This is a genomic window from Achromobacter mucicolens, from assembly GCF_902859725.1.
Lineage (GTDB): Bacteria > Pseudomonadota > Gammaproteobacteria > Burkholderiales > Burkholderiaceae_B > Achromobacter > Achromobacter mucicolens.
Genome location: NZ_CADIJP010000024.1, coordinates 54104 through 77033 on the forward strand (window position 1 = coordinate 54104; position 22930 = coordinate 77033).

Consider the following 22930-nt stretch of genomic DNA (forward strand, 5'->3'; position numbering starts at 1 on the left):
GATGTGGCTTTATGTGGGCATGGCGGCGACGGCGGCGGGAGCGGCCTGGCTTGCGTGGGTGCTGTTGTGTCCGTTGCTGCGGCAGGAACAGAACGCCGAGCGTGCGATGCCGTGGTGGTGGCGCGCCGCATGGCCGTGGATCGTGGCGGTGGCGCCGTTGGCGGGTCCCCTTTGCGCCTGGCGCTGGCGGCTGCGGTTGAACCGGGCAATAGAGCGGGCGGCCTTGCCGCCAGGAGTCGGGTATGCGCACATCGCGGCGTTGTGCGGTAGCGCGGCCGCCGCTGCCGGTGGCGTGGCCGGCGCCGTGGCGGTGGCGCTTGCTCCACCCGGCTCCGCGTCGTGGGTGCTCTGGACGGCTGCGGCGGCGCTGGCCGCCGGGGTGGCGCCGGCGGCGTGGTTGAAAGGCCTGGGCACGCAGCGGCGCCGCGCCATCGAACGGGACTTGCCCTTCGTGTTCGACATGATGACGTTGTGCGTCGAGGCCGGACTGAGCGTGCAGGGCGCGTTGCAGTTGGCGGCGCAGAGCGGGCCGCCTGGCGTGCTGCGCGACGCGCTGGCCGATGCGCTGGCCGAGATGCGCGCCGGCGTTTCCCGAACCGCCGCGATCAAGACATTGGCCGAGCGTAGCAACAGTCCGCTGGCGCGTAATTGGGCAGCGGCCCTGGCGCAGGCAGAGGCGCTGGGGGCGAGCCTGGGGCCGGTCTTGCGCGCGCAGGCGGCGCAGTGCCGCAGCGACCGCCACACGCGGGCCGAGCAACTGGCGATGCAGGCGCCGGTGAAGATGCTGCTGCCGTTGATCGGTTGCATCTTCCCTTGCACTTTCATCGTGCTGGCGTTTCCGATCGCGATGCAGTTGCTGCAGAGCGTGCAATGAGCCGCGCCGCGCTATTGCGCCAAGGGCGCCTGCGGCTGTTGATGGTAAAGCGGTGGTGGGGTCGGATGCGCGGGTTGCTGGGGCGGAACCCGCCGGGGCCGCGCACAGGAGTGATGCTGATTCCCTGTGCCGCGGTGCATACCTTCGGCATGCGTTATGCCATCGACGTGGCGTTCATCGGCCGGGAAGGCCGGGTAGTGCGGTTGTGCCCGGCGCTTGCGCCGTGGCGGGTGGCGCTATGCCTGCGCGCCGTCGCCGTTGTCGAGATGCGCGCTGGAACTATTGATGCCGAACACGGAGGTGTAGGCCGGATAGAAGCTGCAGTACAGGATGCCGCCCGCCGCAATGTTGAACGGAATCTGCAGCGTGCCGGCCATCTGCGGCGACAGGCCGATGGCAACCAGCAGCCCGGCGCACAGGTCGATGAACAAAAAGACCATGATCCAGCAGACGCCGTAAACCAGGAACGGCAGCTTGTTGCGCCAGCAGGCGATGCCGGAGTAGAACAGGGCCTGGGTCAGGCGCAGGCCGTGCCAGGCAACCAGCACGGGTGCATGCCAGAACAGCGCCGCGATCACCACGTAGCAGATCGCAAACAGCATCAGCGGCAGCGCCATGGCTGACAGGATCGGTTCCATGCTTTTTTCGACCGAGGCAATGCGCATGCCCTCCATCATGGCGTCGGAGAAAGGCAGGAAGATGACCAAGCCCATCACCAGGCAAAGGCCGGCATACAGCACGCCCATCAGGAAGAGTTTGCGGAACACGCCCGGCTGCTTCAGCGGCTTGCCCCACATGGAGGGCAGCATGATGCGATCGGCCTCGACATGCTTGCACGCGGACAATGTCATCAGCGTGATGATGGGCATCAGGGCCACGACGAGCATCGGGCCGACCGGAGGCGTGGCCGACGCAAAGACGACGAGCAGGCTGATGGCCATGGCCCAGGTGAACATGGCCAGGGGCTGCTTGCGGAACAGGCGGAATCCGTCGCGGACCCAAAGCCAGCCGGACGTCGCGGGTAGAAATGCTGCTTGCATGGCTCTCTGAAGGGGGAGATCTTTCAAAAAGGGGGCGCTATTCCCATTATGGGGGGCGTAGCGATTACGGCAAGACGGGCAGTTCCGAGCGGTGGCGCGCTTGCAACACTCTTTCGAAGTGGCGCGGGTCGTGCGGCTTGAGCGTCTGCGCGGGGCGGGGCAGGAAGAAGTCATACAGCCGGGACAGCCAGAAGCGCAAGGCTGCCGCCCTGAGCATCTGGGGCCAGACTTCGCGCTCGGCGTCGGTAAAGGGGCGAACCGAGGCGTAGGCGGCCAGCCAGGCCTGCACCAGCTCCGGGATGAATTCACCGGAGTCGCGGTCGATGCACCAGTCGTTGACGCTGACTGCCACGTCGAACAGCCAGGTGTCGCAGCCCGCGAAGTAGAAGTCGATGATGCCGCCCATGAGCGGATTCTCGAACGTGCCGGCGAACAGCACGTTGTCCCGGAACAGGTCGCAGTGGGCCGGTCCGGTTTGCAGGGCCTGCCAGGCGGGCGTCTTGACCGCGGCCTGCTGCGCGGCCAGTTCCGAGGTCAGCAGCTCGGCCTGGGCCGGGCTGAGAAAGGGCATGACCTTGGGCGCCGTTTCCAGCCACCAGGAAAGCCCGCGCAGGTTGGGCTGGTGGATCGGGAAGTCCTGCGCCGCCACGTGGGCGCGGGCTAGCGTAGCGCCAGCGAGCGCGCAGTGGGCAGGCCCCGGGGCGGGCTCGTAGCCGCCTGGCAGGCGCGACACGATGGCGCAAGGCTTGCCGTGCAGGGTGGTCAGGCGGGTGCCGTCGCGCAGGGTCTGCGGCTGCGGCACCGGGATGCCGCGTTCCGCCAAGTGATACATCAATTCGATGTAGAAGGGCAGTTGAGCGTGCGTCAGCACCTCGAACAGCGTCAGCACATATTCGCCACGCGTCGTGTGCAGGAAATAATTGGTGTTCTCGATACCCGCCGTAATGCCTCGAAGCGAGACAAACTCGCCCAGATCGAAATGCGCCAGCAGGGCGCGCGCGTCGTCATCGGATACGGGGGTGAATACGGCCATGGATCTTCGTTATGAGGGTTGAACGGACGCGCGCACGGGCGTGCAGGGTTGCGGCGCCGCAATTTTAGACCACATGGCGGGCGGGCTTCGGCAGCGGTTCGGCCACGGATGCCCAGGCCCGGCGGGCACAATGTCGCCAAGCACCGTAAAATACCGCATCCCCTTGTTTTGTAGAGTGATTCTTGGACTCCCCCGACTGGCGGCTCTGTGTCGCCCCGATGATCGACGTCACCGACCGCCATTGCCGGTACTTTCACCGGCTGCTGGCGCCCCGTGCACGCCTGTACACCGAAATGATCACCACCGGTGCGCTGCTGCATGGCAATGTGGCCCGCCACCTGGACTTTGACGAAGCCGAGCATCCTGTGGCCTTGCAGCTTGGCGGCAGCGAGCCCGATGCGTTGGCGCATGCGGCCAAGCTTGGCAAGCAGTGGGGGTATGACGAAATCAACCTGAATTGCGGCTGCCCGTCCGAGCGGGTGCAGAAGGGTGCGTTTGGCGCCTGCCTGATGGCCGAGCCGGCGCTGGTGGCCGACTGCATGAAGGCCATGCAGGACGCCGTGGATATTCCAGTCACGGTCAAGCACCGCCTTGGGCTGGACTACGACGAATCCTACGAGTTCGTGCGCGACTTTGTCGGCAAGGTCTACGATACGGGTTGCCGCGTGTTCATTGCGCATGCGCGCAACGCGGTGCTCAAGGGCTTGTCGCCCAAGGACAATCGCGAGATTCCGCCGCTGCGCTACGACGTGGTCGCGCAATTGAAGCGTGATTTTCCGGATTGCACGTTCGTGCTCAATGGCGGACTGGCCGATGCCGGACAGTCGGTGCAGGCGGCCGAAACCTTTGACGGCGTGATGCTGGGCCGCGCCGCCTGGCATACGCCGCGCGTGTTGTCCGAGGTTTCCATGCAGCTGTGGCCGTCGGTACGGTTGCCCAGCGATGCGCAGGTGGTGGACGCCATGACGGAATACGCCGCGCGGCAGGTGGCCAAGGGCGTGCCGCTGCGGGTGATGACGCGTCCGATGCTGGGGCTGGTGAATGGGCAGTCGGGCGCAAGGCGCTGGCGGCGGATGCTGTCGGATCCGGCCCTGCTGGCCGCGAATAATCCGGAACTGATTTATGACGCGTGGCGCAGCCAGCGTCATGCACCGGGCGCGCGCGACGCCACGCGCGAGGCCGCGCCCGCCGGGATGTAGATCCACAGCCGGCGCCGCAAGGGCGCCGGATGGTTCAGGACTGGGCCGGTTCCGCGCTTTCAGCGGGCCAATCGCGGATGTAGGCCTTCAGCATGTTGTTTTCGAATTGCTGGGCCGCCACGATGGCCTGCGCCATGTCGTAGAACGAAATGACGCCCATCAGGGTGGGGCCGTCCATGACGGGGATATAGCGGGCGTGTTTTTCCAGCATCAGGCGCTGGACTTCGTCGGCGCTGGTGTTGGGCGAAACGCTGACCGGCGCGTCGTCCATGATGGATCTGATGGTGGTATCGCCGGCGCCGCCATGCGCGTGCATGTGGCGAATGATCTCGCGGAACGTGAGCATGCCGGTCAACGTGCCGAATTCCATGATGACCAGGGAGCCGATATCCTGCTCGCTCATGGTTTGCACGGCCTGGGCCACGGGCATGTCCGGCGACGCCGTGTAGAGCGTATCGCCCTTGACGCGCAAAATCTCACTGACCTTCAACATCGGTATCTCCTGGGGGCGGACTGCGCCCTATGCTTTGCTATTTCTTGTTCGCTTCCAGTTGCAGCACTGGTGCGACGCCATTTCCGGTATTTTGCGCTTCTCCGCAGAGTTCTTCCAGCGTTGGCGTGGTTTGCGGCGAATTTACGGACGATGCGATGCGCAGGATGTCGGGGTCGTTGCGCACGCGCGGCTGGCTGCGGTCCAGCAGGAAGCGATCCACGACCGGCGCCAGCGAGGTCTCGCGCGCATCGCACGTCAGGATCCAGTTGTCTTCCGGGCTGCGGGTGGCCAATCCCATCGCGCTCAGCGTTTCCAGGACTTCGTTGAGCTCGTCCTGGTGAAGCCGCAATTCCGAGGCCAGCAGGCTGGCGGATACGCCGCCCGGGGTGGAAAGCTGCGCGCGGCGCAGCGCGCGCAAGGCGTCCAACGCGTCTACGAACGAAGCGCCCGGGTAGCGGTTGATGTGCCAGCGGCCAAGGCGGATGAGCGGCGCGCTTGAGGCGAGCGTTGCGCCCAGCAAGACGGCCAGCCAGGACAGGTAAATCCAGAGCAGGAAGATCGGTAGCGTGGCGAAGGCGCCGTAGATGACCGTGTAGGTGGGAAACCGCGTCAGGTAGAAGGCGAACGCGGACTTCATGATTTCCAGCACGATGGCCGTGACGCAGCCGCCAATCAGCGCGTCGCGCCACAGCACCTCGCGGTTGGGCACCACGACAAAGAGCGCCGCAAAGCCCAGGCCGGTCAGCACCAGCGGGATGGACGAGACGGCGATGCTGATGACTTCGGGCACGTCCTTGATCAGGCCGAGCGATTCGCGCGCGACGAAGGAGGTGGCCCACAGGCTGGCGCCGGCCAGGACGGGCCCCAGCGTGATGATGGCCCAGTACACCAGCGCCCGCTGCGGCAGGGGGCGCTGGCGCGAGACGCGCCAGATGTCGTTGAACGCCTGATCAATCGTCATGATGAGCAGCAGCGACGTGACCAGCAGGAATGCCCCGCCAATGGCGGTCAGGCGCGAGGCCTGGTGGGCGAACTGGTTCAGGTAGTCCATGATGTTGTCCGAGACGGACGGCGGCATCAGGCTGGTGGTGAGGAAGTCCTCGAGGGCGACCCGGAATTCCTGGAAGACAGGAAACGCCGTGAATAGCGACAGCACCACCGCAAGCATGGGAACGATTGCCAGGACGGTCGTGAAAGTGAGGCTGGAGGCGACCTGAAGCAGCTTCTCTTCGTTGGCGCGTTGGACGACGAAACGAAATACGCGTCCGGTCCTCGCGACCCGGGAAATGCGCGAGGATGGTTTTTCTTTGACCGCCGGCGTAGCGGCGGAGGGCTCGGCGGGGCGATTCATCAGGCGATAATAGCAGCATGAATCCCGAACTCAACCCCCGCCTGCGCCTCGTGGCCTCGGTTTCATTGTTTGCCCTGATCGTGCTGTGCGTCGCCTGGGAAACCGTGGTGGCGCCGGTGCGGCCGGGCGGTTCCTGGATGCTGCTCAAAGCCTTGCCGCTGGCGTTTCCGCTGCGCGGCATCGTGCGCGGCAATCTCTACACCTACCAGTGGGCGGCCATGCTGTCGCTGCTGTATCTGATGGAAGGCGTGGTGCGCGCCATGTCGGATCCGGCGCCGCTGTCCGTCCTGATGGCGTGGGGCGAAATCATCCTGTCCACCACGTTTTTCCTCAGCGCCATTTTCTATGTGCGGCCCGCCAAGCGCGCCGCCCGGAGGCAACGCGCATGACCGCCCTGTCCCTGTCCGAACTGCAAGCCGTCAACTCGTTTGCGGCCCTGCCCGAGACCTTCTACACCCGGCTGGCGCCGCGGGGGCTGAACAATCCCCGCCTGCTGCATGCCAATTCGCAGGCCGCCGCCCTGATCGGCCTGGATCCGTCGGTGCTGACCACCCCCGAATTCCTGCAGGTTTTTTCCGGCGCCCAGCCATTGCCGGGCGGCGATACGCTGGCTGCCGTCTATAGCGGCCACCAGTTCGGGGTGTGGGCGGGGCAATTGGGCGACGGACGGGCTCATCTGCTGGGTGAAATCCTGGGGCCCGCGGGCGCCTGGGAACTGCAGCTCAAGGGCTCCGGCATGACGCCGTATTCCCGGATGGGCGACGGCCGCGCCGTGCTGCGATCGTCGGTGCGCGAGTACCTGGCCAGCGAGGCCATGTTCGGGCTGGGCGTGCCGACCACGCGCGCCCTGGCATTGGTCGTGTCCGATGATCCGGTCATGCGCGAGACCGTCGAGACGGCAGCCATCGTGACCCGGATGTCGCCCAGTTTTGTCCGGTTCGGCTCGTTCGAGCACTGGTCGTCGCGGCGTCAGCCCGACCTGCTCAAGACGTTGGCCGATTATGTGATTGACCGCTACTACCCCGAGTGCCGCGACGTGCAAGCGGGCGAGCCCGCATCCGAGACGGCGCCATACGTAAATCTGCTGCGGGAAGTCACCCGGCGCACGGCATTGCTGATGGCGGACTGGCAGGCAGTCGGGTTTTGCCACGGCGTCATGAATACCGACAATATGTCCATCCTGGGACTGACGCTGGATTACGGTCCGTTTGGCTTCATGGACGGTTTCCGGCTGGGGCATATCTGCAACCACTCGGATGCCGAAGGACGTTATTCCTGGAACCGGCAACCTTCCGTGGCGCTTTGGAATCTTTATCGGCTGGGCGGCAGCCTGCATATGCTGGTGCAGGACGCCGATGTCTTGCGCGCCGTGCTGGATGAATACGAAGCCATTTTCACGCGCGCCTTCCACGACAAAATGGGCGCCAAGATGGGATTGGCGGCTTGGCAGCCCGACGACGAGGCGCTGCTGGATGATCTGCTCAAACTGATGGACGCAAATCAGGCGGATTTCACGCTGACGTGGCGGCGCCTGGCCGATGCGATCCAAGGCCAGCGCAGCGGTTTTGAGGATTTGTTTATCGATCGGCCCGCTGCCGGCGCCTGGCTCGACCGGTTGCTGTCTCGTCATGGCCGGCAGGGCAGGTCCACCGCGGACACGGCGGCCGACATGAATGGCCTCAATCCGCTTTATGTACTGCGCAATCATTTGGCCGAACAAGCAATTCGCGCGGCCAAGGCCGGCGATGCCAGCGAAATCGATACCCTCATCAAACTGCTGCGCAATCCCTATGTGGCGCAGGACGGCTATGAACGCTACGCTGGTTTGCCGCCAGATTGGGCGGGTGGAATCGAAGTGAGCTGTTCGTCCTGAAGGCGATTTTGCGATATTGTCGGTGGCATTAATCTGGCTGGAAGCCCGGGATTAAGAAAAAGGCTGGGCAAAAAGGTCAAATATCGCCGTTTTTTTCACTGCAAACATTCGTTTCTATTGTAAAAGTCGTAAGATTGCCGGCTCGGGGGCATTTTTTCTTGCGTGGGCGCTCCAGGGTTTTTGTAGACAATTTCAAGGTAAAGCACTCTGAATATGCCTGGTGCAGATGGTTTGCTATGTATTGGTCTGCTTGAGGACGACGCCGATTTCCGCGAGGAACTGGCGTTGGGCCTGGGCGGCTATGGCTTTCGCGTGGCGTTTGCTTGCGACAATGCGGTCGCGTTCTACCGCCGGCTGCAAGAGCAGCCCTGCGACATCGTCATCCTGGACGCCCATCTTCCCGGCGAAGACGGTTTTTCCGTCGCGACCCGTCTGCGCGCCCTGAGCCCCGTGGGCATCGTCATGCTGACGGGCCGCAGCGCCCTTGAGGATCGCGTCCGCGGCCTGGAAGGCGGCGCCGACGTCTACATGACCAAGCCGGTGGACCTCTTGGAACTGAGCTCCGTCATTCGCAGCCTGGCGCGCCGCATGCGTCTGGCCAAGGCGCCGCGTCCGGCCGATGCCGAAACGCGCGCGTCGGCGGACACGAACTGGTCGCTGCAGGACGGCGGATGGATTCTGGTGGCGCCGGACGGCGCCTCGCTGCACCTGAGCGCGCAGGAACGGACGTTCCTGGTGGCGTTGATGGACGCCGCGGGCAGCGCCGTCAGCCGTCAGGCGTTGGCCGAACTCTTCCTGCCGGACAGCCCGGGCGGGTTTGAGTTGCGGCGTATCGACGTGCTGGTGAGCCGTCTGCGCGCCAAGGCGCAAAGCGCGGGCCTGAAGCTGCCGGTGTTGTCGGTGCGCGGCCAGGGCTACGTGTTCGCGGCCTGATCCAGGCCGCCGTCCGGGCGGCGTCTAGGCCGTCGGGCCGCTTGAGGGCAGGGTGATGACAAAGCGCGTGCCCACGCCCACCTTGCTCTGCATCGTCAGCGAACCGCCCTGGCTCTGGCAGATGCGCCGGGCCAGATACAGCCCGATCCCCATGCCTTGAGTTTCGCGATGCGCGGACCGCCGAAAGCGCGGCTCGAAGATACGGGCCTGTTCTTCTTCTCCGATGCCGGGACCACGGTCCACGACGGCCGCCCAGGTCATGGGTGTTTCGCCGATGCGCGTGTGCCCCGTTTCGATCCGCACGGGCTCGTTTGCCGGCGAATACTTGATGGCGTTGTGGATCAGGTTGCGTATGACCACGCTGGTGAGCGGGCGATCGCAAAAGACCGGTTGCGGCGCTTGCGCTTCAAGCACCAGCGCATGCGCGGTATCCGGCTGCATGGCGTTCACCACGTCGCGCACCAGATCAGCCATGTCGGTCTGTTCGCCGCGCGGACTCCACGCGTGTTCCTCGAGCCGGTCCTGGTTCAATAACTGGTCCATCAGTTCGGTCATCCTTCCGACCGACCGGTGAATGCGCGCCAGCCGCGTGTCCACGGTTTCGCCGCTGTCCGACAGAATCATGTCCAGGGATTGCGCGGCGGCGCTGATGGTGGCGAGCGGCGCGCGCAGCTCGTGCGAGATCAGTGCGTTCATCTGCCGCTGCGTGTCCAGCGCACCGGCCAGTTCGGCCAGCCGCAGTTCGCCTTGCGCCACATGTTCGGCGTTCGAGCTGGCGCCTGTCTTGCGAGCTGACGCGGCGGTATTGGAGGCGTCCAGGGCAACCCAGAGCAGCGCGCCCGACACCAGCATCAGCCTCAGCACTTCCATGCCGGCGTCCGCGGCGTCCGCGCCGCCGGCGTGCCAGGCGTCGTGTCCCAGAGCCCAGGCCGATACGGCATAGGCAAGCGCCAGCGTCAGGCAGGCCGGGCGGCCGGCGCGCTGCCGGATCGCGCTGGCCAGAAACCAAATCGCCAACGGCACGCTGAGCGCGGCGCACACGCCAGCGATGGAGGCGGGCAGCACGCCGGATTCGGTTTCGTACACAAAGATCAGCGCCAGGGCGGCCACGCCGGACAACAAGATGCTGATCCACCGGCATGCGGCGCCCAAACTGGCCGCAAGGCGTGATCCCTGCAACAGCGGCGCGGTCAGGGCAAGCAAGGCGGCGTAGGACGCGGCCTGCAGCGCGCCGGGCGGCATCAGCTCGGGCAGGGAGCGGAACAGTCCTTCGATCAGCGCGAAGATCATGCCCGCCGCGAACAATGCGTTCCGGGTGCGCGCCCAGGCCACGCCGCACGTCATCGCGCAGGCGATCGCGACGCCCGCAGTCAGGCCAGCGTGCAGGCCGTCGTACCCGGCATTCGGTACGTGGGCAAGCGCATGGGCAGGCCAGAAAAGGGCGCATAGCAGCAGGCCGAATCCCGGCCAGACGGATGTCCGGAACGCGCCGGGACGGCTGGGGCGCAGGTGGCGAAAATGCCCGCGGGTGCGAAGAAACAATCCTTCCGTCAACTAGGAACCCATTGATGATCGTGCGCGAGGTCTTGCGCGTGGGCGGAGTTTACGACAGCGCCGCTTATCGCGCGGACGCCGATTTCCTCCAAGATGCGCTGCGTGGCGGCGTCCGGCACGTCGGCGGCATGGACCGACATGCCGAGCGTCATCGCGGTGGCGACGACGGTGGCGGCCAGATGCTGGCTGCCGGGACTATGGAGCAGGCCGCTGATGAAACTGCCGCTCAGCGTCACGTACGAAACCGGGAATTCGTGCAGGTGCTCCATGGCGCCGAACTGCTGCGACAGCCGCGATACGCCGACCCGTCCGCCGGCGCCGGTGACGATGTCGCAGAGCTGGCGCACGTCGGCGCCTTGTTCGACGAGGCCCGCGGCTTCGACTTCCAGGATCAGCCGGTTCGACAGCGTGGGCCGGTCTGCCAGCATGCGTTCCAGGCGTCCGAAAAACGATCCTTGAGCAAGCGTGGCAAGCGATACCGGCACGGTCAACGCGCCTTCATGCGTGAACAGCCAGTCCAGGCCCAGGCGAATCGCCTGGATATCGCATTCGGCGGACAGCCCCAGGCGCACGGCGGGCGGCATGAAGATCGAGGCAGGTACGGGATCGGTGCCGGACAGGTCATGCAGCGTCAGGCTGGCCTCGTGCTGGAGCAGCGCGCCAGACAGGTCGTGCAAGGGGTGGGCCGAGAGCGAGAACCGGTGCTGCTCCAGGGCCGTGATCAGCGCGTCGTGCCAGCTGTATTCGCCGATGCGGGTGCTGTCGGCGGCCTGGCTCGCCGGCGTGATCTGGTCGTCATCGGCGCTTTCGGCGCACATCAGCGCGTGGTCCAGTCGGGCCAGGATGTCGCTCATGTTGTCGCCCGGCGCGAATGCGGCCATGGCCAACGCCCAGCGGCACCAGCCGAACTTGTCCATCGGCACGCGCAGCGACCGCAGTTCGCGGCGCACGCGCTCGGCCAGCAAGCTGGCTTGCGGCGCGGAGGTGCGCGGCAGCAGCAGGGCGAAATCCGATCCGCTGATTCGCGCAATCAGCGTGCCGGGGCCGCCGAATTCCTGCACCAGCTTGCGCAGGCGCTCCGACGAGGAGCGCAGCCACTGGTCGGTGAAGGCGCGTGACAGGTGACGGTTGATCTGCGCCAGATCGCGTTGGCGGAACATGAGCAGGTGGCCGCTCGCCTCCTCGGATTTGTCGGCCAGCGCCAGCCGGAACTGGTCGACGAAATGCTTGCGGTTGGACAGGCGGGAGATGGGATCCCGGTAGATTTCGCTTTGCAGCGATTCGATGCGGGCATTCTGTTCCTCGACCGTGGCGGCAACGCGGCGTTGCGCATCGACAAGCGCCTGTTCCACGCCCGGCACTTCGCATGAACCGGTCAGCTGCGCATCCGCGCCCGGCGCCAGGGCGCGCACCCGCTCGCAGATGTCGCGGGACGTGCGGGCTTCGATCCACCGGACAAGGTTCGTCGCGAAGAGCGCCCAGAATGCGGCCGCCGCCAGCACCAGGCCCAGCACCCGGACGCCGCCTTGCCACAGGGTGTCGCGTGCCATCCGCGCATCGGCCTGCACCGTCAGGACGCCCTTGGCCTGACCGCCCGGAATGACGAAGGGCCGCGACACCGCGGGCGCCTCCATGTTCAGCCACGCGGCGCGCCAGTCGGACTCTTGGCCGGTGCCGGCCGCGGGTCCGGTGCGGCGCTCCACGCGGATCGCGTTCCCTTCGTTCGTGATATTGACCAGCGAATACAGGCCTTGTCCAAACAGCTGATCGGCAAGCTCGACCTGCTCTCGATGGCTGCCCGTGCTGTGCGACAGCGCCCAGGCGAGCGCATTGGCGCCCGATTCGCTTTGCTGGGCCAGCTGGGTATTCAGATAGCGATGCGCCGCCAGCATCCCCAGGGCTTGCGCGCCGAGCAGGATGAAGCCGATCAGAAGGGCAGAGCAGAAAAGCAGCCGGCGTAATGTGGACATGTACTTGCGAGTCCCTGTCTGGGTATACGCGGCAGCGGACTCGGGCAGGAGTCCACTGCGGCTTCAACGGGCATCAGGCGGCAAGGGCGCCTTGCGCGGGATAAAAAACCTGGATATCAAACGTGACACACGTTACGAAACGACCGTCAAGGACGCGGATGCGGGAAACAGAGGTTGTCACAGAACGCACAGAATATTACGAAATCCTCGGTCATATCAGACAAGGTGTGTAATTATTTCGCTCGTGAGAATGGTCCGGTTGAGAACTATTGAGACACTGCGTATTAATTTTTCGGGTTGCGGTGTCGTAGATGGACCGAGGCGTGGCGAAAGGACCGGCCAGCGATCGCCTTCCAGGGGCCCCGCCATGACCGAAGCGAGCAACAAGGATCCAAGGAAAGTCAGGATAAAAGGGGCGCGTTGCCTCCGAAATGTGGCGTTTTTTTGCGAAAACAATGCATAATTTAAAATATGTTACAGCCCCCGGGCCCGTGGTCGGGCCGCAACGCCGGGGGCGTATGGATAGGGGGCTCCGTGCGTGAGAGTTACCTGCTCGCACTGTGCCTGACGCTCGCGGGCGCACTTGCAGCGATCAGTCTGCTGTTCTTCCGCCGGGAGCGCGCGCTGCGCCGTCGCCTGACGCGGGATGAACTGACCGGCCTCCTTAGCCAGCAGGAGCTGCATCGTCGCGTGCGTGCCTGGCTGGGCCAGCCGCAGGGCACGACCCGGCGCGGCGCCTTTTTTCTCGTCAGCTTCGAACACTATGCCCAGATCAGCGCCATGCTGCGGGCGGGTGAAGATCAGGCGCTGCTGGTTCAGGTGGCCGATCGCATCAGCCTGGTCGCCCGCGCGCTCGGGGGCATGGCCGCGCGCACCGGTACCGACTCGTTCACCGTCTGCGTGCCCGGCGTTGACGAGGAGGGCGCTGCCCAGGTGTGCGCCAAGCTGCTGGCCGATCTGAGCGTGCCTTATGAGCTGGGCGCCCGTCCCCTTATTGCTGTCTTTCGCATCGGCGCCGCCCTGTACCCGGCTCACGGCCGCAGCGTCGAGGAACTGCAGCGCTGCGTGCAGGTTGCGATGGTGCCGCTCAAGGATCAGGGCGGCCAGGGCTGGAATCTCTTTGACTTCCGGTTGCTGGCACGCCAGCGGGACCAGCAGGGCCTGGAAAACGACCTTCGGCTGGCCCTGACAACGCCGGCCATGGAGCAGTTCGAGCTCTACTATCAGCCGGTCTGCGACAGTGCGAGCGGCGTGGTGCAGGGATGCGAGGCGCTGCTGCGCTGGCATCACCCGGTGCTGGGCAGCGTGTCGCCCGCCGTGACGATCGAGCTGGCCGAACGCAGCGGCCTCATCGTGCCGCTGGGCGCCTGGATCCTGGAGCGAGCCTGCACGCAAGCGGCGCTATGGCCGGCTGCGTGGCGCGTGCACGTGAACCTGTCGGTCAAGCAGATGAACGAGGACGGGCTGGTTCAACTGGTGTCGGACGTGCTGGCCGCCACCCGCCTGTCGCCGTGCAAGCTGGTGCTGGAGATCACCGAATCCATCTTCATCCTTCACTACGAGCGGCACGTGAAGATCCTGAACACGCTGCGCGAAATGGGTATCGGGGTGGCGCTGGACGACTTCGGCTGCGGCTATTCCAGCCTGAACCATCTACGCCATCTGCCCATCGATTGGGTCAAGATCGACCGCAGCTTTATCTCCGCGCTGGAATCGGACGCCGGCAGCCGCGAGGTGGTTTCCGCACTGTTCGGCTTGTGCCAGGCGATGCACCTGCCGGTCGTGGCCGAAGGTGTCGAGACGGAAGGCCAGCGCGAAATCCTCAAGTCGCTGGGATGCCGGGTGATGCAGGGTTTTCTGCTGGGACGGCCTGCGCCGGCCGCCGAAATCCAGGCTTTGGCTGCGGCGGTGTCATAATCGGGGTTGCTTGCAAACCCGACCTGTTGACTCCTTATGCCCGGCAATACCCTAGGTACTCTCTTTACCGTCACGAATTTCGGCGAATCCCACGGGCCGGCCATCGGTTGCGTCGTGGACGGCTGTCCCCCGGGGCTGGCCCTCACCGCGGCCGACATCCAGTTCGAATTGGACCGCCGCCGTCCGGGCACCTCGCGCCACGTGACGCAGCGCCAGGAAGCCGATCAGGTCGAGATCCTGTCCGGCGTTTACGAAGGGGTCACCACGGGCACGCCCATCGGCCTGCTGATCCGCAATACCGACGCGCGCAGCAAGGATTACTCCAATATCGAGGACACCTTCCGGCCCGGCCACGCCGACTTCGCTTACTGGAACAAGTTCGGAGTGCGCGACCCGCGCGGCGGCGGACGATCGTCGGCCCGCCTGACCGCGCCCACCGTGGCGGCCGGCGCCATTGCCAAGAAGTGGCTGTCCGAGCAGTACGGCGTCAAGGTGCGCGGCTACATGAGCCAGCTCGGCCCGGTCGCCATCCCGTTCGTTTCCTGGGACGAAGTACCCAACAATCCCTTTTATGCGCCCAACGCCGAGGTCGTGCCCGAACTGGAAGCCTACATGGACCAGTTGCGCCGGGACGGCGATTCCATCGGCGCGCGCATCGAGGTCGTTGCCGAGAACCTGCCGGCCGGCTGGGGCGAACCCATCTACGACCGCCTCGATGCCGACATCGCCCACGTCATGATGGGCCTGAACGCGGTCAAGGGCGTCTCGATCGGCGCGGGCTTTGACTGCATCACGCAGCGCGGCTCGGAACACGGCGACGAAATCACGCCAGATGGCTTTCTGAGCAACCACGCCGGCGGCGTGCTGGGCGGCATCTCCACCGGGCAGCCCATCACCGTGTCGCTCGCAATCAAGCCCACTTCCAGCATTCGCGTCGAGCGCCGCTCGGTCAACCGCGCCAACGAGCCGGTGATGGTGCAGACGCTGGGCCGTCACGACCCCTGCGTCGGCATCCGCGCCACGCCGATCGCCGAGGCGATGCTGGCGCTGGTGCTGATCGACCACGCGCTGCGCCATCGCGGGCAGTGCGGCGTTGCCCCGGTCTGATACGTTTTTCAGTTGTTGAAAATGGCTTGGAGGCCGACATGAAACAGAAGCGTCATTTTCTGCGCAATGCCGGAGTCGTGTTGTCGCTGGCCGTGCTGGCGGGCTGCACCGGCATGAACACCACGCAGTCGGGCGCCGTGGGCGTCAACCGCACCCAGTACATGTCCAGCATGGTGCCGTCGCAGGCGCTGGAACAGGAAGCAACCCAGCAATACGCCGAGATCCTGCAGCAGGCCAAGTCCAAGGGATTGCTGGACAAGGATGCCAAGCAGGTGGCGCGGGTGCGCGCCATCTCGCAGCGTTTGATCGCGCAGGCGGGCGTGTTCCGTCCGGATGCCACAAGCTGGAAATGGGAAGTCCACGTGCTTTCCAGCGACGAGGTCAACGCCTGGTGCATGCCCGGCGGCAAGATCGCGGTCTATACCGGCCTGATCTCGAAGATCAACCCGACCGACGATGAGCTGGCTGCGGTGCTGGGCCACGAGATCGCCCATGCGTTGCGTGAACACGCCCGCGAGCGCGTGTCTCAGCAGATGGCTACCAGCCTGGGTCTGCAGGTGTTGTCCATTGCCACCGGATCGTCGGCGGCGTCGGACCTGGGCGGCGAATTGACCAATGTGATGTTCACGTTGCCCAACAGCCGCACGCACGAGACTGAAGCGGACCGCATGGGTGTTGAACTGGCCGCCAGGGCAGGTTATGACCCGCGTGCGGCCGTGACGCTGTGGCAGAAGATGGGCGCCGCCAGCCAGGGCAGCGCACCGCCCGAGATCCTGTCCACCCACCCCTCTGCAGCCTCGCGCATCAGCGACCTGCAAACGGCGGCGCAGAAGGTGATGCCGCTTTACGAGCAGTCCAAGGGACAAGCCGCGCGCTGATTGCGCGGAGGGGCGCGGCGCTCCGGTTGGGGCGCCCGCCGGCTCGCCGGGCCCTGCCCGGACAGACTGCCTATTCCACGCTCGCCGTCTTGACGCCCTGGCCTCGCATGATGTCGATGCCCAGCCCTTGCAGGATGCGTTGGGTTTCCGCGTCCGGCACGTCTTCCGCATAGACGGCAATCCCCAGCGACCGGGCCGTTTCCAGCACCGAGGCCGTGAGCTGTTGGCTGCCCGGACTTTGCGACATGCCGCCCACGAAGCCTCCGCCCAGTTTCACGTAGGACAACGGCAGCGTGTGCAGTTGCGCCACCGCGCCGAACTGCTGCGCCAGCCGGCGCACGCCGATGTGGGCGCCGAATTCCGCGGCGACGCGGGCAAACGCGGTGATCTGCTCGTGGCATTCCACCAGCCCGTGCGCGTCGATTTCCACGTACAGGCGGCGCGCAAGCGGCCGGTTTTCGGTCAGCAGCAACGCAAGCTGGCGCAGGAACTTCTGGCCGCGCAGCGACGGCAGCGACACGCGCACGGCGAGCTCGCCCGCGTGGCTGGCCAGCCATTCCAGGCCCAGCCGCACCGCTTCCAGATCGCACTCGGCCACCAGGTCCAGCCGCACCGCCGGCGGAATGAACAGTGTGGCGGGAATCGGCTCCTGATCCGGGGCAGTGCGCAGCATCAGCATGGCTTCGGTGCGCACGACGCGCCCATTCAGCGCCAGCAGGGGTTCGGTCGACAGCTCAAAGTGACGGCCTTCCAACGCCGTCTGGATGGCGTCCTTCCATGCGCGCTCACCGGCTTCCGACGGCGAATGCGTGTCCGTGGCGCCCGCGATGACGACCTGGTCGTTGCCGGCGCTTTCCGCGCGCATCAGGCCGAAATCCAGGCGGGCAAGCACGGCGCCAGCCTGGCTGCCGTGTCCATAGTCGGTCATGGCCTGCGCCCAGCGGCAAAGGTGACCTTCGCCGACTGGAATGCGTGAGGCATGCAGGTCGGCCCGGACCTGCTCGGCCACCATCATGGCCTGGGGCGCCGCGCAGCCCGGCAGCAGCAGCGCAAAGTCCGATCCATTCAGCCGCGCCAGCATGGGCGCGGCGACGTGCATGCGCTTGAGCGTGCCTTGAATGCGTTCGCAGGCAGTGCGCAGCCACTGGTCGATGAATTCGCGCGGCATGTGGCGGTTCAGGTCGGCCAGGTCGCGCTGACGGAACACCAGCACGTGCCCGCCATCGACCCGCGACGTTCCCGGCGTCGCCCGGGTTTCCAGCGCGCGGCGGAACTCGTTGACGAAGTACTTGCGGTTGGGCAATCCGGTCACGGGGTCCTGGTTCAGCTCCAGTTCCAGCGATTCGATCTTGGCGTTCTGTTCCTCGACGCTGGCGTGGATGCGCTCGCGCGTCTGGTTCAAGGCCTGCACCACGCCGGACAGTTCCGGCACCCGCGCCTCGACCTGCTCGCCCGGCGCATCCCGGCCGATGCCGCGGACGTGGTCGCTGATTTCGCGCAGCAGACGGTTCTTGATCCACCCGACCAGAACGAAGGCGAAGATGGCCCACAGGATGCCCGCGCCGACCACCAGCGCAATCATCTTCAGGCTGCTGCGCCACAGGGCTTCCCAGGCGTAGGCATCGTTGGCGATCAGGGTGACTTCGCCGATCTGCCGCCAGCCGTCGCTGACCGCATGGCTGGCCGCCTGGCTATCCAGCGGCGCCAGCGCCTGGAACCACGCAGGCACCGACGCGGCAGTGGCGGTCGACCGGCGTTCGATCAGCACCTTGCCGTCGGGATCGGTCAGGCGCACCAGCGAAAAGTGCCCGCCATCGTAAAGCGCGGACACCAGCAGCTCCTGCACGACCGGATCGTTGTTCGCCGGCTGCGACAAGGACAGCGCCAGCGATACGGCCGCGTCGGTGCTTTGGACCTGAAGCTGGCCCGACAGGTACTCGCGCGCCGAGTTGACGCTGAGCGCCAGCGTTCCCAGCAAGATAACGCTGATGGCGAGGGTCACGCTGAGCAGTAGCTGTCGAAGTATGGACATAGTCTTGTTTCCGGACGTCAGGGGCGGATGCCTTCCCGTTCCATGCGTTGAAGGAGGTCTCGCCAGCGGCTGAGGCGGTCGACAGGCGCGGCCGCCTTGCCGTCCACGTAGACGCCGTCGGCGTTGAAACTGAAAACCGGCGTCAGGTCGCGCCGCTGCGTGGCCGGCAGGATGGTTGAAATCAGGCTGTCCAGCACAAGCGGGACGGCATTCGGGGTTTCGTAATAGCCCAGCACCATGTGAGCCACCTGACTGCTGCTGGCCGCGCCGCCGATGCGGGCGCGCACGTAGATGAAGCGCAGCTTGTTGGCTGGCACCCCCATGGAGAGCAGGGTGAAATACTTGCCGATGACATAGTCTTCGCAATCGCCGGCGCCCCGGCCCAGCGACTCCAGCGGCGTGGCCCAGTAATCGGCCTGCTTCCAGATGATGGAATCCTCGCCGGAGAGCAGGGCGCGGTTCCAGAAGTCGTTGGCGACGGTGAGACGGTCGCGTTCGGCAGCGGGGGCGGGGGCGCGCAGCAATTGCAGCCAGTTGTCGACCGAGCGCGCGCCCTTGGCGCCGTAGCGGCTGGCCGACAGCTTTTGCAGCTTGCCGGCATCGACTTCGATCGCAAAACTGCCGCCCCACCAGCAGGCAAGGCCAAGCAGCGTCAGGCTGATGGCCCGTTTCAGACGAAGCGGGCGGCGGCCAGGCATGAATCAGGGGGCACGTGATGTCGCCGCATGTCGCTGCAGGTCTCCCGGGCGGTCATGCTGGGATCAGCGGTTCTTTGCCTGTCCGGCGGCCTTCATGCGCGTCCGGTCCGAGGCCTCCTTGGACAGATTCTTGATGTAGCCATCAAAGGTTTCGCCGTGCGTCGCCTTGCGGACTTCCTCGCCCACGTGGCAGGCCCACTTTTCGCCGCCCACGATCAGCGCGGACTGCGTGATCAGGTCGGCATAGGAAGAGCGCAGGACGAATGCGATGCTTTTTTCGTAGTCGCCGCCGTCGCGCTCGAGCTTGGTGGCGATCTGCCAGTTGGAGACGGCGTTGATGAGCACGGCGTTCAGATGATCGAAATGCGTCCGGTAGAACGGATTGCGCGGCAGCTTGATGAGGGCCTCGAAAAAGCCCTGGTTGATCTCGTCGTCCGGGACGTCCTTGTCGCGGTCGATGAGATCGTCCCAAAGATGCGCAATGCGGCACACCATGTCCACGTAATCGGCCGCGGCGGCGTTTCCTTTGAACCAGGCAAGAAGCTGGTCGCGTTCAAAAAAATGCTTGGGCATGGGATACGGGAAAGAGGCCGCGCTCCGGCCCGCAAAGGCCGGAGCGCGTGGCGCGTGGGTCAATTGTGATCGACGATCAGTTTACCCTTGTTCAGCAGGTCATTGATGACCTGCGCGCTGGTCATCGAACCGTTGTTGGTGAGGTCCACGTTCTCCAGAACGATCTTCTGGTCGACGTTGTGGGCGATGTCGCCATTGGTGCTCACATTGATGACCGTGTTGCTGCCATCTTTCTTGACCTCCAGGTAGTTGGTCAGCGGATTGGACTGCTCGTTTTGCAGCAGGTCGCGCAGGTCCAGCACGTCGCCATTGTTGGCGGGCGTGGCCGTCGAGAAATCCTTGATCCGGTCGATGGCGGGTGCGTCCGCCGTGCCCTGATCGTTGAGTTCCCAACGGAAGGTGTCGCTGCCCGCGCCGCCGACGAGGATGTCGTTGCCCTTGCCGCCGACCAGCACGTCATTGCCCGTGCCGCCGTAAAGGGTGTCATTGCCCTCGCCGCCGTGCAGGTAGTCGTTGCCGCCCTGGCCGAAGAGGGTGTCGTCGCCCTTGCCGCCATACAGGAAGTCGTCTCCGCCGCGCGTGTCGCCAGCCTTGTCGAACTCGGCGCTGTGCTGCTGCAGGTAGTTGTAGATCTCCAGCGTGGTCGGGGCGGTGCCGCCCTTTTGCGCCGTCATGAAGTCCACCAGCGCTTGCCAGCCTTGGCCGTCATGCGTGCCCGCGGCGTGACCGCTCCAGGACAGATGGTCGGTGTTGATGGTGTCGCCGAAGATGATGTCGTTCCCATCGCCGCCGTGGATCGTGTCGCCGGACACCGGTGCCGGATCAGTCGACGAGTGGCCGCCCTGCAACGCGGCGTCCAGCTCGTTCGCGTTGTTGACAACCTGGGGCTCGCCAACGGTGCCGGTAACGTACTCGGTCCATGAGTTGCAGCCGCTGCTCTTCTCGAAAGGAACACTTCCCTGGCCGGTGGCATCGGTATTGTCGAAGAAGCGAAGGTAGTCGCTGTTGACGCCTTTGCCCATGCCAATGCCGTACATCGTGACCTTGTTGCCACCCACCAGAACGCCCGAGCCGTCAACCAGCGGCTTGGCAGCATCTACCGCGCGCTGCAAGGACTCCTGCGTGCTGCCCGCCGTGCCGTTCGAGCCGTAAGCAGTGGGGTTGCCGTCCGTCAGGAAGAACGTCAGGTTCTGGAAGTTGTGAGAAGCATCCTTGCCGCCCGACACTTGTGAGTTGAACCACGATACCGCCTTGTTGAAGGCGTCCTCATAGTTCGTGTTGCCGTTGGCCTTCAGCGCGTCAATGGCGTCGAGCAATAGCTTGACGTTGGACTTGGACAGGTTGTTGATCGTGATGCCGTCAAGCGCCTTGTCCGAGAACGGAATCAACCGGACGTTCACGACGCCGTCGTGATTTGCCAGTTGGTTTGCCAGCGCAGTCAGCGAACTCTTGAGCAGGTCAATGCGCGTCTGACTGGAGCTGCCGATCTTGTCCTTCATGCTGCCGGACACGTCGACGATGAGCGAGATGTTGTAGTTCTTGCCCGGCTCCACCGCCGTCACCGAACCGCCACGGTCGCCCACCAGGATGTCGTTGCCGCCGCCGCCGTTGATCTCCGTGTTGCTGGTGTTGTTACCCACTGCCAGCTTGTCGGTGGACAGCGTGAAGGTGTGCTCGGCCGAGGTGTTCTGACCGCCGTTCGCGGTGCCGCCGGCATCGCGGACCGCGAAGTCGAACGTGGCGTCGCCGCCCGCGGTGGACGGGGTGAACACCAGCTTGCCCGACTGGATGTCGGCGACCGAGATGACCTGGCCCGCCGTCACAGACTGGCCGTTAAGGGTCAGCGAGCCTTCGCCGGCGCCCGGGATGCGGGTGATGACCACGCTCTGGAAGCTGTCGTTTTCCACGCCGTCATTGAACGGGAAGTCGGACACCTTGAGCGTGTACGCGGTGTTCACGGTCGAATGCGCTTCCGAGTCGCCCGAAATCGGCGCATCGTTCGTGCCGATGATGGTGACGTTGACCGGCTTGGTCGCGGTGCCATCCTGAGACACGACCGAGAAGGTTTCGGTCAGTTGCTGGCCTGCCTTCAGGTTCTGAACGGCGGCCAACGCGTTGTTGAGCTGGTAGCTCCAGTTGCCGTTGACGTCCACCGTGAACGTGCCGTACTTGCCCGCCACCGCCGCCTGGGGCTGCATGAAGCTCTGGCCGGCGTCCGGATCGGACACGGTCAGCTTGCCGCTCGCGAACACCGGGGAGTCCTCGTACACCGAGCCCGCGCCTGAACCGCTGATCGTGGCAGCGTCGTTCTTGCCCGTCACGGTGACCGTCAGCAAGGCCTGGCTGGTGCCGCCCTCACCGTCGGACACGGTGTACCAGATCGACGTCTGGGCGCTCTGGCCCGCGCCGAGGGACTGGAAGTCATTGCCCGGGTTGAACGTGTAGGTGCCGTCGGCGTTGATGATGAACGTGCCGCCATTCAGGCCGGCAATCGACTTGCCCACGCTGTTGGCATTGCCGCCCACCGCGGAGACCTGCAGCGGGTCGCCATCGGGATCCACGTCATTGGCAAGCACGCCCTTCGTGACGTCCGTCACCTTCAGCGTGGTGTCCTCGTCCGTGGTGCCCTGGTCATGCTGAGCCTGGGGCAGCGGATTCGTGATGTTCCACTTGAAGGTCTGGGTCGTCGTCAGGCCGGCCTTGTCGGTCGCGGTAATGGTGATCGTGTGCACGCCAGTGCCGCCCAGCTGCGACGCCGAGTGATCGATCTTGCCGCTGATGATGCCGGTGTTCGCATCGATCGTCAGACCCTTCGGCAGGCCGGACGCGCTGAACGTCAGCTTGTCGCCGGTGGCCAGATCCACGTCCTTGAAGTGGCCGGACAGGTCCAGGCTCATGACCGTTTGCGAATCAACGCCGGTCTGGTCGGCGATGACGGTCGAGGTCGGGCCCGAGTTCGTGCCGGTGACGGTCACGGTCAGCGTTGCCGTCGACAGACCGCCTTCGCCGTCCGAGACGGTGTAGGAAATCGACGTGGTGGCGCTGGCGCCATTGGCCAGATGCTGGAACGCGGTGCCCGGGTTGAACGAGTAGGAGCCGTCGCCATTCAGCGTGAAGGTGCCGCCGTTGGTGCCGGTGATCGCCTTGCCGACGCTGGCAGCCTGGCCGTTGACGGCCGAGACGTGCAGCGTGTCGCCATCCGGATCGGTGTCGTTGGACAGCACGCCGTGCGCGGCATCCGCCGTCAGGCCGACGCCTTGTTTGGTGCTGCCCGAGTCGTTGACCGCCGTCGGGGCCGGGTTCTTGACGTCCCACGAGAAGTCTTGCGACACCGAAGCGCCGGACTTGTCGGTCGCGGTGATGGTGACGGCGTAAACGCCAGAATCGCCGCCTTGCGAAGCCGAC

At 65.3% G+C, this 22930-nt stretch carries 18 protein-coding genes and 1 pseudogene; 9 read left to right on the forward strand and 10 right to left on the reverse strand.

Features of this window, described 5'->3' with window-relative positions; translation table 11 throughout:
* The first annotated feature begins 1 nt into the window (after position 1).
* Both HV786_RS24230 and HV786_RS27590 read left to right on the forward strand, forming a co-directional pair.
* Entirely contained in the window at positions 2-874 is an 873-nt protein-coding gene (locus HV786_RS24230; RefSeq protein ID WP_175211956.1) for a type II secretion system F family protein, read from the forward strand.
* 65 nt (positions 875-939) lie between these two features.
* A pseudogene (locus HV786_RS27590) lies at positions 940-1104 on the forward strand (DUF192 domain-containing protein); the annotation flags it as partial.
* Positions 1105-1110: 6 nt separating this feature from the next.
* Here HV786_RS27590 and HV786_RS27385 read toward each other — a convergent pair.
* Positions 1111-1914, reverse strand: a complete 804-nt coding sequence (locus HV786_RS27385) for a BPSS1780 family membrane protein (protein WP_252870078.1) — start codon at positions 1912-1914, stop codon at positions 1111-1113.
* A gap of 64 nt (positions 1915-1978) precedes the next feature.
* Positions 1979-2947: a homoserine kinase gene (locus HV786_RS24240; RefSeq protein WP_175211957.1), complete on the reverse strand. Its 969-nt coding sequence runs from the start codon at positions 2945-2947 to the stop codon at positions 1979-1981.
* 218 nt (positions 2948-3165) lie between these two features.
* Here HV786_RS24240 and dusA point away from each other — a divergent pair, with 218 nt between their 5' ends.
* On the forward strand, positions 3166-4146 hold the full coding sequence (gene dusA, locus HV786_RS24245; RefSeq protein ID WP_056315760.1) for a tRNA dihydrouridine(20/20a) synthase DusA: 981 nt from the start codon (positions 3166-3168) through the stop codon (positions 4144-4146).
* Positions 4147-4180: 34 nt separating this feature from the next.
* Here dusA and HV786_RS24250 read toward each other — a convergent pair whose 3' ends face one another.
* Positions 4181-4639, reverse strand: a complete 459-nt coding sequence (locus HV786_RS24250; RefSeq protein WP_056315762.1) for a CBS domain-containing protein — start codon at positions 4637-4639, stop codon at positions 4181-4183.
* Positions 4640-4676: 37 nt separating this feature from the next.
* Positions 4677-5990: a YihY family inner membrane protein gene (locus tag HV786_RS24255; protein WP_128827952.1), complete on the reverse strand. Its 1314-nt coding sequence runs from the start codon at positions 5988-5990 to the stop codon at positions 4677-4679.
* A 17-nt stretch (positions 5991-6007) separates the two neighbouring features.
* On the opposite strand from HV786_RS24255, the gene HV786_RS24260 reads away from it, so the two are divergent.
* The 3 genes from HV786_RS24260 (at position 6008) to HV786_RS24270 (ending at position 8796) form a co-directional block, all read left to right on the forward strand.
* Entirely contained in the window at positions 6008-6379 is a 372-nt protein-coding gene (locus HV786_RS24260) for a DUF2069 domain-containing protein (RefSeq protein WP_056315766.1), read from the forward strand.
* A complete protein-coding gene (locus HV786_RS24265) occupies positions 6376-7863 on the forward strand; it encodes a protein adenylyltransferase SelO (RefSeq protein WP_128827953.1) in 1488 nt (495 codons plus the stop codon). Before HV786_RS24260 ends, HV786_RS24265 begins: the two co-directional genes overlap by 4 nt.
* A gap of 213 nt (positions 7864-8076) precedes the next feature.
* Positions 8077-8796 carry a response regulator transcription factor gene (locus HV786_RS24270; protein ID WP_043518814.1) on the forward strand — a complete coding sequence of 240 codons (720 nt, stop codon included), beginning with the start codon at positions 8077-8079 and terminating at the stop codon, positions 8794-8796.
* A 24-nt stretch (positions 8797-8820) separates the two neighbouring features.
* On the opposite strand, the gene HV786_RS24275 is transcribed toward HV786_RS24270, so the two are convergent.
* Together HV786_RS24275 and HV786_RS24280 are read right to left on the reverse strand one after the other, a co-directional pair.
* A complete protein-coding gene (locus HV786_RS24275) occupies positions 8821-10338 on the reverse strand; it encodes a sensor histidine kinase (protein ID WP_254599510.1) in 1518 nt (505 codons plus the stop codon).
* Between the two features lie 8 nt (positions 10339-10346).
* The gene (locus tag HV786_RS24280) at positions 10347-12320 is read right to left on the reverse strand and encodes a bifunctional diguanylate cyclase/phosphodiesterase (protein WP_175211958.1); all 1974 of its coding nucleotides are present in this window, start codon (positions 12318-12320) and stop codon (positions 10347-10349) included.
* 534 nt (positions 12321-12854) lie between these two features.
* Here HV786_RS24280 and HV786_RS24285 point away from each other — a divergent pair.
* The 3 genes from HV786_RS24285 to HV786_RS24295 are packed head-to-tail and all read left to right on the forward strand — an operon-like array spanning position 12855 to position 16222.
* The gene (locus HV786_RS24285; protein WP_128827954.1) at positions 12855-14237 is read left to right on the forward strand and encodes a putative bifunctional diguanylate cyclase/phosphodiesterase; all 1383 of its coding nucleotides are present in this window, start codon (positions 12855-12857) and stop codon (positions 14235-14237) included.
* A gap of 36 nt (positions 14238-14273) precedes the next feature.
* Positions 14274-15344, forward strand: a complete 1071-nt coding sequence (gene aroC / locus HV786_RS24290) for a chorismate synthase (protein WP_128827955.1) — start codon at positions 14274-14276, stop codon at positions 15342-15344.
* Positions 15345-15382: 38 nt separating this feature from the next.
* Positions 15383-16222 carry a M48 family metallopeptidase gene (locus HV786_RS24295; protein WP_128827956.1) on the forward strand — a complete coding sequence of 280 codons (840 nt, stop codon included), beginning with the start codon at positions 15383-15385 and terminating at the stop codon, positions 16220-16222.
* 70 nt (positions 16223-16292) lie between these two features.
* Here HV786_RS24295 and HV786_RS24300 read toward each other — a convergent pair whose 3' ends face one another.
* The 4 genes from HV786_RS24300 to HV786_RS24315 all read right to left on the reverse strand — a co-directional run.
* On the reverse strand, positions 16293-18254 hold the full coding sequence (locus HV786_RS24300; protein ID WP_128827957.1) for a bifunctional diguanylate cyclase/phosphodiesterase: 1962 nt from the start codon (positions 18252-18254) through the stop codon (positions 16293-16295).
* 17 nt (positions 18255-18271) lie between these two features.
* The gene (locus tag HV786_RS24305) at positions 18272-18952 is read right to left on the reverse strand and encodes a transglutaminase-like cysteine peptidase (protein WP_128827958.1); all 681 of its coding nucleotides are present in this window, start codon (positions 18950-18952) and stop codon (positions 18272-18274) included.
* Positions 18953-19015: 63 nt separating this feature from the next.
* Complete coding sequence (locus tag HV786_RS24310) at positions 19016-19525, reverse strand: hypothetical protein (RefSeq protein ID WP_128827959.1); 510 nt, start codon at positions 19523-19525, stop codon at positions 19016-19018.
* Between the two features lie 59 nt (positions 19526-19584).
* On the reverse strand, positions 19585-22930 hold a 3346-nt coding region (locus HV786_RS24315; RefSeq protein ID WP_175211960.1), incomplete at its 5' end, for a VCBS domain-containing protein.